The following is a 12,402-nucleotide window of genomic DNA, read 5'->3' on the forward strand; positions in this document are numbered from 1 at the left end:
GTTGTACAAAGTAAAATTGGCGATAGGCTTTCAATTTTCGGTGAGTGGAGTGATTTTGTCGGTGAAAAAATTATTTGCCTGCAGTTTATTTAGCCTTTGGTGCTATTTATAGTTTTACGGTTATGCAATAGTACCTATATTTCTCCCCGCGCATTGGCCGGGGGGGATAAAGTAAGAATTTTTCCAGCCCTTGCAGATGAACTCTCCAAAGCACCTGGCTCATCACCATGTGTCAAAGTATCCGCTATTACAGTCTCAGCAACAAGTTCTCCCTCGCCATTCACAACAAACCCTTCTTCATCCTGATTCTCACATCCTGATTCTTGAATCTCCTCAAAAGCTTCCTGCTTCAAACTTCCCGCTTCCTGCTCTTCCCCCAAACTCACAACCGGCAACTCACCACTCACAACTTCTGCCACTTTACCCTGAATCTTTGCTCCTTGCTCCTTACTCTTGGCTACTCCATAAAACCCCACATGCCGCGCAATCTTATCCAAAGCGCTCATCTTATTATGTAGTTTTATCCGGCTCAGCTCACCAACCCGGTTACCATACTCGTCAGTGGAATCCATGATCTGGTACTGGCTGATAGCCGCTTTCTCATCGCTTGTTAGTAGGCTCATGGGCTTCAAAGTAGCAGTATCATCATAATAATTACCCATATTACTAAAAGCGATCTTGGCCAGTTCGCGTAATATCATATCATGGGTAACCTCCAAACGCTGCCTTGCCTTGTCCATGCCGGCCTTCAGGTAAGCCTGTATCTTAGGCTGGTGCAGCATGTCACCCTTGCGTGCCGTATTCTCACTATAACCGGCACTCAATGCCGCGCGGAAAGCGTTAAAGCACACCAAATACTCATCACAAAAACGTTGTTGTTGTAAAGTCAGTTCATCAAAATTGTTCATCGGTTCATTTATTTTTAGGTGAGACAATTGGGATCCCGCAGACGCGGGATCCAGAAACACAAAGGTACAAATAAACCAACAAAATCTAATCAAAAAATAGATGTAATTATTTGATTATTAAATAGTTACAATAACTTAATAAATTAAAATAACTAAAGATATCAAACTAACCAACCCGAAAATAAGTAGAGGTGGGTGTCACACTGAGGTACTCGAAATGCGGAGCGGTGGCTTCTCCACGCGACCCATAACCAACTGGTATCCGAAATTTAATTTGAACCCGATTTTTGTCAGCAAAGGGAGCTTCGGACAAAGCGGACAGAACGTGTAGGGCGGTGCGGTAGAAGGGGCCTCTTAGCTTTGCCCGGGCGAGCCTGTGTGATATAGAGCAAAGCTAAGGAAGCCCGTGAGTTCTGCCCGCTTGTGTGCAAGGCCGTGCGGCAAAGAAGCCTTTTTGCTGACTTGACTTTTTGTTTCTTTTGTGTCAAGAGGAGACTATATACGTGTTAGACCAAGTTTATTTAACAAGTATTTTCTATTGATAATTACAAGTATCAGCGGTAGGGCTTGAAGCGCAGCAGAAAGGTATTCATGGTCATATAAGTGCCAAAATACTGCAACAATGATTATAATAATAAGTAGTACAAATCCAACTACTTTAATTTTTCCTTTTATTGTATTCATAGTGCTACTTTTTAGGTTTTTGTTTGGTTTTAGGTTTTTCCTTCTTCTCCACCTTTTTAGATACCGATACTTTCATAATACTATGAAATGTTAGATGCTTCTTTGGAGTTTTTCTTATCTTCTGCCATTTATGTAAAGTTAATAACTGTATGGGTTGGGGCAAACACTCTATGAAATATTATACATATTCTATATGTTGCGACATAAAATCCGTGCGTGCATAATATAAAAGATAAATTGTTTCCCTGTCATCGGGATCTATTAATATCTGAACAATATCTTCCTTTTGTATACCGTTCTTATTAATGAACGCTCCAATTCTTATAGGGCAACTTTGTTATGGCCTTTAACCCAAAAAACCTGAGTAAACATTTTTCATTTGCTTAACATTAAAATATAAATCGTCGAGGCACCGACCTCTAAGTTATTAATATTATTTCCTTATTTTTGTTATACAACATCCTGAAGTAGCCCCTAATGAAATTAGATATGTTGTTTCCGGAGTGTGGTCTGTCTTTTGGGATGTGGAATTTGAATATATAAATCAAATTACAGAAGAAAAAAGGCGTTATATAGTCTCTGTAAAACTTAATAAAACAGAGGTGAAAATCCACCTTACCCAGTTTATAGCAGGAATGACAATATTCCTAAATAATCCATGGTCTAACACGTATGTAGTCTCCTGTCAAGACAAAAGAAATAGCCTCCGTGTCAATTGAGCGGGAACTATGCAAGTCTAACATACAGATCCGATTGATGTATTGACGAGAGTTTTACATCTCACATCTTCGGTGAAATCGCTTTAATATTTTATAGCGGGTAGGAGGCACCTATGGAGCCATTTTAGCCATACTATATTTCTATAAACAGGATACTCCTACGGAGTAGTAGCACACAATTCTGTCTTAGTTCCGTAGGAACTTCCTGTTTATAGATACGTTCACAAAGTTTTTTGGCTCCGTAGGTGCCTCCTGTTAAAAAGCTATTTCCCTGCTCACATCCACACGTGCTCAAAAGGTTTAAACTTCAGGACAATCTGCCCTCAGCGAGGGCTACCTATTTGTAGAAATATAAAATTCCTTATTTTATGCCCCGGAGTGGGCTACCCTTTACCAAAGCGACAAACAATTTGTCCCAGCTATCGCAAGTTTAGCGTAGCGTAATTTGTGAGCATCATGTACACATCCACACTTGTTCAAAAGATTTAAACTTCAGGACAATCTGCCCTCAACGAGGGCTACCTATTTGTAGAAATATAAAATCCATTGTTTTATGCCCCGGAGTGGGCTACCCTTTACCAAAGCGACAAACAATTTGTCACCCAGCTATCGCAAGTTTACGCAGCATAACTTGTGAGCATCATCCAGCAAGTTTCTAACTTGCAAAATAAACATTTTCCATCTTACCTCTCACATCTTCCATCACAACTACATATTCCTTCTGTACTGTCCGCCAACCTCATAAAGCGCATGCGATATCTGGCCCAACGAACAATATTTACAAACCTCCATTAGCTGCTCAAATATATTATCCCCGGCAACAGCAGATTTTTGCAAGGTTTTGAGTAGCAGTGGTGTGATGGTTTTGTTGCGTTGCTGAAAAGCATCCAAAGCGCTGATCTGAAATTGCTTCTCCTCTTCGGTGGCCCGTATCACTTCGGATGGAATAATAGTCGGTGAGCCGTTCTTATTCAAAAAGGTATTTACACCAACTATGGGGTATTCACCAGTGTGTTTAAGGGTTTCATAGTAAAGGGATTCTTCCTGGATCTTACCACGTTGGTACATGGTTTCCATAGCACCTAAAACACCACCACGATCATTAATTCGCTTAAATTCGGTTAGTACGGCGTTCTCTACCAGGTCGGTTAGCTCTTCAATAATAAAGGCGCCCTGTATCGGGTTCTCATTTTTGGCAAGGCCTAATTCCCGGTTGATGATGAGTTGAATAGCCATCGCCCTGCGAACAGATTCTTCGGTAGGTGTGGTTATGGCTTCATCATAAGCGTTGGTATGCAGACTGTTGCAATTATCATAAATGGCGTAAAGCGCTTGCAGCGTAGTGCGGATATCGTTAAAGTCGATCTCCTGCGCATGCAATGAGCGCCCGCTGGTTTGAATATGGTATTTGAGCTTTTGCGATCTGTCGTTACCCTTATACTTGTTCTTGATGGCTTTAGCCCATATTCTCCTTGCCACACGCCCAATAACGGCGTATTCCGGATCAATGCCATTGGAAAAGAAGAACGAGAGGTTAGGCGCAAAATCATCAATATGCATACCACGGCTCAGGTAGTATTCCACGTAAGTGAAACCATTTGAAAGAGTAAAAGCCAACTGCGTAATAGGATTCGCACCCGCCTCGGCAATGTGATAGCCGGATATGGATACCGAGTAAAAGTTGCGCACCTTTTCGGTAATGAAGTATTGCTGCATGTCGCCCATCATCCGCAAAGCAAACTCGGTAGAAAAGATGCAGGTGTTCTGAGCTTGGTCCTCCTTTAAAATATCCGCCTGAACAGTCCCCCGAACGGTGGCTATGGCATAGGCTTTTATTTTAGCATAAACCTCAGCAGGCAAAACCTGGTCGCCGGTAAGGCCCAACAGCATCAAGCCGAGGCCATTATTACCTTCGGGTAATTCCGTTCCGGTTAGGGATTGATAGGTAGGCCTTTGCAGGCCTTTATCATCATATAACTCTTTGAATTTAGCTTCAACCAGGTGTTCGAGTTTATGCTCTGTAATATATTTTTCGCATTGCTGATCAATGGCCGCATTCATAAAGAAGCCCAATAGCATTGGTGCGGGGCCATTAATGGTCATAGATACCGATGTTGATGCATGGCACAGATCAAAGCCGGAATACAGCTTTTTCGCATCATCCAAAGTAGCGATACTCACACCAGAGTTACCTATCTTACCATAAATATCCGGACGGATATGCGGGTCTTCCCCGTAAAGCGTAACCGAATCAAAAGCGGTTGACAGTCTGTGCGCCGGCTGACCAAGCGATACATAATGGAAGCGTTTATTAGTACGCTCAGGGCCGCCCTCACCGGCAAACATACGGGTTGGGTCTTCCCCCTCGCGCTTCAGCGGGAACACACCGGCAGCATAAGGGAACTCGCCCGGTACGTTTTCGGTTAACAACCAGCGCAATATATCTCCCCATGCTTCATATCGGGGCAATGATATTTTAGGAATGCGCGATTGTGAAAGCGAGGTATAATATAACGACTGCCTGATCTCTTTATCCCTAACCTTAAAAATGAACTCGTCGGCTTTATAAGTTTCCAAAGTTTTGGGCCAGTCACGCAAAAGCTGGCGGCATTCGCCATCCAAACTTTCTTCGAGCTGAGTATATAAAGCGCTTAGAGCCTCACCTAAATCCTCTCCAAAGGAGAGAACTTTCCCGTCCTGGTTTTTAACTCCCTCTCCTTTGGAGAGAGTTGGGGTGAGGCTGATCACACCCTTCACCTGGTACATCTGCTGGGCAATTTTGCACTGTCGATTAACCCAATCATTATAAGCCGCGCTGCTCTCGGCAATTTCGGCAAGGTAGCGGGTCCGGTCCGGCGGAATAATATATACCTTATCTACATCTTCACCAGCCAATTCCATTTTGGTATGAAAATCGATCCCGGTTTTAGCTTTGATGGTTTTGATCAACGCCACAAACAAACTGTTCATCCCCGGATCATTAAACTGCGATGCCATAGTGCCAAAAACCGGCAGGTCTTCGTCTTTAGCCTCAAATAATTTATGATTACGTTTGTATTGCTTGCGCACATCGCGGATAGCATCCAGCGCGCCACGTTTGTCGAATTTGTTGAGTACTACAATGTCGGCAAAATCCAGCATGTCAATCTTTTCCAATTGTGTTGCCGCGCCAAATTCAGGTGTCATTACATAGAGCGACAGGTCGCAATAATCAGTGATCATCGTATCCGATTGACCGATGCCCGATGTCTCCACAATGATCAGATCATAACCCGCGGCCTTACAGATATCAATAGACTCTTGAACGTATTTGGATAGAGCAAGGTTAGCCTGCCGGGTAGCCAGCGAACGCATATAAACCCGCGGGTTATTAATAGAGTTCATCCGGATCCGGTCGCCTAATAAGGCACCGCCTGTTTTGCGTTTGGATGGATCAACAGAAATAATAGCTAAGGTCTTATCCGTCTCCATCAGATAACGGCGAACCAACTCATCTACTAATGATGATTTACCCGCGCCACCAGTTCCTGTAATACCCAATACCGGGATATGTTGAGTATTGAGTTTTTTGAGTTCAGTTAAAAACTCACCCGCGTTGGCTGGATAATTCTCTACCACACTTATTGCCGTTGCAATGGCTTTGTTATTCTTTTCGTGCAGGTATTTGATCTCGCCATTTAAATGGGATGTGATAGGCCGGTCGCATTGGCGCATCATATCATCAATCATCCCCTGCAAACCCATGTGGCGGCCATCATCCGGCGAATAGATGCGCGCGATACCGTAATCCATCAGCTCTTTAATTTCATACGGAAGTATAACCCCACCACCACCGCCAAATATTTTGATATGGCCGGCGCCTTTCTCCTGCAGCAAATCATACATGTATTTAAAATACTCAATGTGCCCGCCCTGGTATGATGTTAAGGCAATACCCTGAACATCCTCCTGTATAGCGCAATTCACCACCTCGTCAACAGATCGGTTGTGTCCCAAATGGATCACCTCTACACCCGATGATTGCAAAATGCGGCGCATAATATTAATGGTAGCATCGTGCCCGTCAAACAAAGAAGTAGCCGTTACAAAGCGAATTTTATTTTGCGGTATATATGGACTGGAGTTTTCCATGGATATAAATGGTTATTGAACAAAATTAACTAAAATACCCGAATTAGAATCAGGTTTGAGAATCAAGAATCAAGATGCAAGAATCAAGATAGTAACTGATAATCAAGTCTGTTAAAGTTTTTGTCTTGATTCTTGCATCTTGATTCCTGCATCTTGTTCTTAATTCTTGCTTCTTATTCCCTATCTTTGCAGCAATGCAAAACGAATTAACAGCAACGCCGCCTGGTTTTAAAAGTTATAACAATTACGGGGCCTGGCTACGTGAAAAGTATGATGGACAGCGTGTGTTTAAGGTAATAGTTGATGGCGGCTTTACCTGCCCCAACCGCGATGGCTCCAAAGGCTTTGGCGGCTGCACCTATTGCAATGTTGATTCGTTCACTCCATCGGTTTCACGCGAAAACCCATCCATCCGCGAGCAGGTGATTAAAGGTATGGAGCGCGCCCGCAAAGGTAACCGTGCCGATAAATTCATCATTTACTTTCAGCCCAATACCAATACCTACGCGCCCACGCATTATTTAAAGATGCTGTATGATGAGGCCCTGAGCATTGAACCCGAAAACATTGTAGGCCTGTCTGTAGGCACCCGCCCCGATTGTATTGATATGGAAAAGATAGCCCTGTTAGAAAGCTATACCGATCGTTTTGATGTTGATCTGGAAATGGGGATGGAAAGCATCTACAACGATACCCTCGGGCAGATCAACCGCGGCTGTACACACGATGAACTGATCAAAGCTTTAGCTATGCTGGAAAACTCCAAGCTTGATGTTTGTGTGCATACCATATTCGGTTTCCCCTGGGAAACTAAAGAAATGATGCTCGCTTATGCCGACGAGATCAACCGTTTTCCGCATATCAAGTTCGTCAAGTTCCATCACCTGCATATTGTTGAAGGCTCTATAATGGGCGTGAAATATAAACGAGAACCATTCAAGTTATTCAGTTTGCCAGAGTATGCCGATTTTTTATGCGAACTGCTTCCCTTGGTCCGCCCGGATATTGTGATCCAAAGGTTATTCGGTTTGTCAGATCGTGAGCTTCTGATCGCGCCAAACTGGGACCTTAAAAAATCGGAGATCCAATATTTTATTGACGAAACCATCCGCAAGCGCGGAATAGTTCAAGGCTCGGCCTTATTGTAGTACGATTAGTGGCACTGGCTTTGTGCATTTAACAACATAATTTATTAGTATTTGAAATTAAATTATACAAAGCTTTGTCGCAAAAAACGTTACAGAACTATATTCCTGCCTTAACGGGTGTGCGTGCTTTGGCGGCATATCTGGTATTTATTTCACACTTTGGGTATGTTTTTGATGAATATCTTCCCCAAAGTGGGCAACGTTTTTTTCGCGAATTCCACATTGGGGTAACCATCTTCTTTGTCCTTTCAGGTTTTTTGATCGCTTTCCGTTATTACGATAGTTTTTCTTTAGATAAATTGTGGTTTAAAAAGTACCTCAAAAACCGGGTAGCCCGCATTTATCCCATGTACTCCATTTTAACTATTGGGGCATTCATCTACTACGCCTTTACGCATATCCCGGCCATGGTTGGTGGCTTGCAACCTGTTGTAGCCTTCATCATGAACATCGTTTTTTTACGTGGTTTTTTTGATGGGTTAAAGTTTACAGGTATCGCGCAAGGCTGGTCGCTTACGGTTGAAGAATGCTTTTATTTCTCCGCGCCATTTATGTTTTACTTCGCTAAAAAGTATGGTAAATCATGGTTGCAGCCCTTTGTAATTACCGGTACAGGTGCTTTGCTGGTGCTCATATTCCGGAATGTTAATTTCTATGGCTTCTTCGGCAATTTTACTTTTATGATGCTCTTTACCTTTTTAGGGCGTTGTTTTGAGTTTTTTGCGGGTATATTATTAGCGTTATATATCAAGAAAAACGGGTTGGTCCGTACCAATAAATTTAAATTTACCTACCTGGGTTTTGTACTCATTTTTGTCTGCATCTGGATCATGTCCATACTGCCAATACTTCCCGGTAACGAATTTGGACAGCAACATCCGCTGGGCATCATCACCAATAATTACTTGCTGGCTGTATCCATCACCATCTTTTTTTATGGTTTGATAACCGAGAATGGCACAATTTTGAAAGGTATACTGGCTAATAAGTTTGTAGAATTACTGGGCAAAAGCTCGTACATATTTTACCTGATTCACTTAGGTTACATGTACAATATGCTCAATTTTTCGGTGAACTGGTTAAACGATGCTGTTTTCAATTTATATGATAAATGGGGCGTTGATTGGATCTCGCCTTTTCAATATGAACAATTGAACCTGCTTTATCTGTTTATTGCTCTGAATGGTATCGCTATTCTATTGTTTAAGAATATAGAGGAGCCGGTTAATCATTACATACGCCAGTCAGACTTTTTGGTGAAAAATCCCAAAAGAAATCCCGACAATGATTCCACCCTTTTAAAGGCTAACTAATACTGAAAATGACATTTAAACATACCATCCTTTTAATACTTATGCTTACCGTACACGTATGTGCTGGTAATAAGCTATTTGCACAAAAGGGTGGTGGCGATGTTGTAGTTAAAGAAATGGCCCTAAGTAAGGATGCCATTTTTAAACCCGACTCCACAGTTGCATACGAGTTTGAAATGCAGAATAACTTTAACCGTACACAGCAAGGCAAGTTATCTTACCTCATCAAAACACCGCATGGGGTTTTCATAGCGCAAAGCTCAATGCCGGTAAAGCTGAATGCAAACACAACACAAACGGTTACCTTACGAATGCCGGGTCAAAAACCAGGGTTTTACAAGGTTAGTTTTTCGGTTAACCTGAATGATTATGATGATACCATCCGCAGGGTATTTGGTGTTGGGATAAACATGATCAGATCTAATCATCCTAAACCTGCCGATTTTAACCTGTTCTGGAAAACTGCAAAAGCTCAATTGGCTCAAGTACCGGCGCATTATAAAGTAACCGAAAAGCCTGAGCTGGATCAAGCTGATTACAGGGTATATCAGGTAGAAATGCAATCATTGGGTAATATCACTATCCGCGGATGGTTAACTATGCCTAAAGATAAATTACCGCAAGAGAAGTTACCTGTTTATTTAGTGCTTCCCGGTTATGGTGCCGAGTTATCGCCTATCCCCGGTGTGCCTCATTTTGCCTGTTTGGCGCTTGATGTACGCGGGCAGGGTATCAGTAGGGATGTAATTGCTCCGGCTAAAGATGATTTTATTACCTATGGCATCCAAAGCAAAACGCAATACATTTTACGCGGCGTAATTATGGATTGCGAGCGAATGATCGATTTTATAGTTAGTAATAAAGATTTTGATCCGAAAGCTATTTGCGTAACCGGCGGTAGTATGGGGGCCTATTTATCGTATGTTTTAGCCGGATTAGATTCGCGGGTTGCATTGGTTATTGCTGATAATCCTACATTTTCCGACTGGCGGTGGGCCGTTGGCGATGGTACCTTCCCGATGACTAATATTGAGAGGTACGCAAAGGCGAATGGCTTGCCAATGGCATCAGTACTAAAAACCCTGGATTATTTCGACCTGAAAAACTTTATGCCTGCCGTTAAGGCCAAAAGTATAATGGCTATAGGTTTGCTTGATAATTTTGCTCCGCCAAATACGGAACTCGTAGCTTATAATAATTTGGTAGGCGATAAGCAAATGTTTATCTATTCAAACTTAGGTCACGAGATAGATCAAAGTTTAGGCAACTTTAAAGGTAAATGGTTATACACCAATTTTGATATGTATAACAGGGTTGTTGCACTTACCGATGGCGGTACCTATAAACAGGCAGAAGTTACAACCGCGGCAACCGCAACTGCCGCTGCAATTACTAAAGCTGTACCCCTTAGATCTCCAGTTACCAAACGAGGCCGTACTACTTCTAAAAAGAAGGTAGAAACAATCACTGCGGATAATAATACTTATGCTAATAATCCTCTTCCTGCTGCCCCAACCCCTGCTGTCGAAAAGGAAGAGGTACTTAAAGATGATGCAGGCAATGGTACCAGGTTCAATTCAAACCCGGTAGGGTTTGCGGCGCATTCTGGTTCTAAAGGTTCTATTTTTAAAAGGAACAGCACCATTTATTATGATGTTGATCTGAAGAACAATACCTCGGTTTTACAAAAAGGAACAGTTACCTGCGCGGTTACCACTAAAAGCGGCGATCATATTTCTATCACTACCGCTGCTGTACGCATGGCATCCCAAACGGCGCAAAAATTCAGAATGAATTTGCCTTTGCAAAAGGGCGGCTATTTTAAGGCTACATTCATATTGAACCTGACTACTTTTAAAGATACCATCACCCGCGATTTTGGAGTTGATGTTGATAATATGGGCACCAGTACCGAATCTGGCGAAAAGGGGAAAATTGGTATCAAATTACATCCTGGAGCAAAGGATGCTGTATTTAACAGTAAAAATATTATTTATTACACCTTTGATCTGAAGAATAATTTTGACGTACAGCAAAATGGCAACCTCGGTTTTGAGGTAAGAACAATGGACGATAAATTCGTTTCTTTAACATCAATAGCTGTGCGTTTGGCGCCTAATGCTGTTACAAGTGATGTGCGTATCAACTTGCCCACACAAAAAAGCGGGCAGTATAAGGGTAATATCATTATCAAAACGTATGGCTATCGCGATACCGTAAAAACAAATTTCAGTGTTGATGCCGATCCGGTTAAGCAAGTTGCTGCTCATATCTCCGAAGACGAAACCATAAGTTTAATTGAGCGCCCCGGTAATAAAGATGCTACCTTTAAGAGCAGCAGCAATATCTATTATAATCTCGATCTTAAAAACAATTTCACCACCCAACAAAGTGGCCGTGTTGCCTGCCAGATCACTACGATGGACGATAAGGTATTATCCCTTACTTCACTGGCGGTAACTTTGCAGGGCAAGGCCAGTAAACAGGTGAAAATGAATTTACCTACCCAATCCGTAGGTTTTTATAAGGTTAACTTTATCATCAACACGCCCGATTATGATGATACCGTTCGCCGGGTAATGGGGGTCGATATTTTTGATATCCATTCGCCGCATCCGGCACCTGCTAATTTCCACGAGTTTTGGTCGGCCGCGAAGGAAGACTTAGCCAAGGTTGACCCTAAATTCAAAATGATAGAAAAGCCGGAACTGTCTCGTGGCAACGATCAGGTTTATCTGATCGAAATGCAATCGATCGGAAACCTAACGGTTCGTGGCTGGTTAACTTTACCTAAAGACAGGCGCGCCAATCAAAAATTCCCCGTTTATTTAGCCTTGCCGGGATATGGTGCCGATCAGAAACCGTTTCATGATATGCCCGATTTTGCCGCTATTGCTTTAAACATTCGCGGGCAGGGTAACAGTAACGATGTATTGAGCATTGGTCGCGAAGAGTTTTTGACCTACAACATCCTCGATAAAAACAAATACATATTGCGCGGTGCCATAATGGATTGCGTGCGCGCGGTCGATTTTATATTTAGCCGCCCCGAGTTTGATTCTAAATCTATTTACTCCAATGGTGGTAGCATGGGCGGGTATTTTTCGTTGATATTAGCCAGTTTAGATCACCGGATAACGGTATGTACCGCCGGTAACCCGGCCTTTAGCGATTGGCGTACTTTGGTTGATCATAACGATTTCCCAATGGGATCTATTCAGCGTTATGCGCGCGAAAATGGTGTGAGCCTGAACCGGATATTGGATAACCTGGATTACTTTGACCTTAAAAATTTTGTAGGTGATATTAAATGTAAAACCCTTGTAGGCGTTGGTTTGCTGGATAATCTTGCTCCGCCACATACCGAACTACCGGCTTACAATAACATTCAGGCCACCAAAAAGATATTTATTTTTCCGAATCTGGGCCACCAGGTAGGGGACACTTTCGGGACATATACGGGGAAAATGGTATATGATAACTTTGGGATATTTTAGTT

The 12,402-nt window shown here is 42.5% G+C and carries 5 protein-coding genes; 3 read left to right on the forward strand and 2 right to left on the reverse strand.

The features are described from left to right. Window positions 1-134: 134 nt before the first annotated feature. On the reverse strand, window positions 135-908 hold the full coding sequence (locus ABIN91_RS05615; protein WP_348049351.1) for a terminase small subunit: 774 nt from the start codon (window positions 906-908) through the stop codon (window positions 135-137). 2,111 nt (window positions 909-3,019) lie between these two features. Further along, window positions 3,020-6,442, reverse strand: coding sequence for a methylmalonyl-CoA mutase family protein (locus ABIN91_RS05620; RefSeq protein WP_348049353.1), 3,423 nt, complete (start codon window positions 6,440-6,442; stop codon window positions 3,020-3,022). A 194-nt stretch (window positions 6,443-6,636) separates the two neighbouring features. On the opposite strand from ABIN91_RS05620, the gene ABIN91_RS05625 reads away from it, so the two are divergent. The 3 genes from ABIN91_RS05625 to ABIN91_RS05635 all read left to right on the forward strand — a co-directional run bounded on the left by ABIN91_RS05625 (window position 6,637) and on the right by ABIN91_RS05635 (window position 12,400). Continuing rightward, window positions 6,637-7,590: a TIGR01212 family radical SAM protein gene (locus tag ABIN91_RS05625; RefSeq protein ID WP_348049355.1), complete on the forward strand. Its 954-nt coding sequence runs from the start codon at window positions 6,637-6,639 to the stop codon at window positions 7,588-7,590. A gap of 74 nt (window positions 7,591-7,664) precedes the next feature. After that, window positions 7,665-8,903 carry an acyltransferase gene (locus ABIN91_RS05630; protein ID WP_348049357.1) on the forward strand — a complete coding sequence of 413 codons (1,239 nt, stop codon included), beginning with the start codon at window positions 7,665-7,667 and terminating at the stop codon, window positions 8,901-8,903. A gap of 8 nt (window positions 8,904-8,911) precedes the next feature. Beyond that, on the forward strand, window positions 8,912-12,400 hold the full coding sequence (locus tag ABIN91_RS05635; RefSeq protein ID WP_348049359.1) for an acetylxylan esterase: 3,489 nt from the start codon (window positions 8,912-8,914) through the stop codon (window positions 12,398-12,400). Window positions 12,401-12,402 lie beyond the last annotated feature (2 nt).

The sequence above is a fragment of the Mucilaginibacter sp. genome (assembly GCF_039921305.1).
GTDB lineage: Bacteria > Bacteroidota > Bacteroidia > Sphingobacteriales > Sphingobacteriaceae > Mucilaginibacter.

Excerpts from the sequence above, each read along its gene's own strand:
- ABIN91_RS05615 (WP_348049351.1), bottom strand. The coding sequence starts at position 908 with ATGAACAATTTTGATGAACTGACTTTACAACAACAACGTTTTTGTGAT.
- ABIN91_RS05620 (WP_348049353.1), bottom strand. The coding sequence starts at position 6,442 with ATGGAAAACTCCAGTCCATATATACCGCAAAATAAAATTCGCTTTGTA.
- ABIN91_RS05625 (WP_348049355.1), top strand. The coding sequence starts at position 6,637 with ATGCAAAACGAATTAACAGCAACGCCGCCTGGTTTTAAAAGTTATAAC.
- ABIN91_RS05635 (WP_348049359.1), top strand. The coding sequence starts at position 8,912 with ATGACATTTAAACATACCATCCTTTTAATACTTATGCTTACCGTACAC.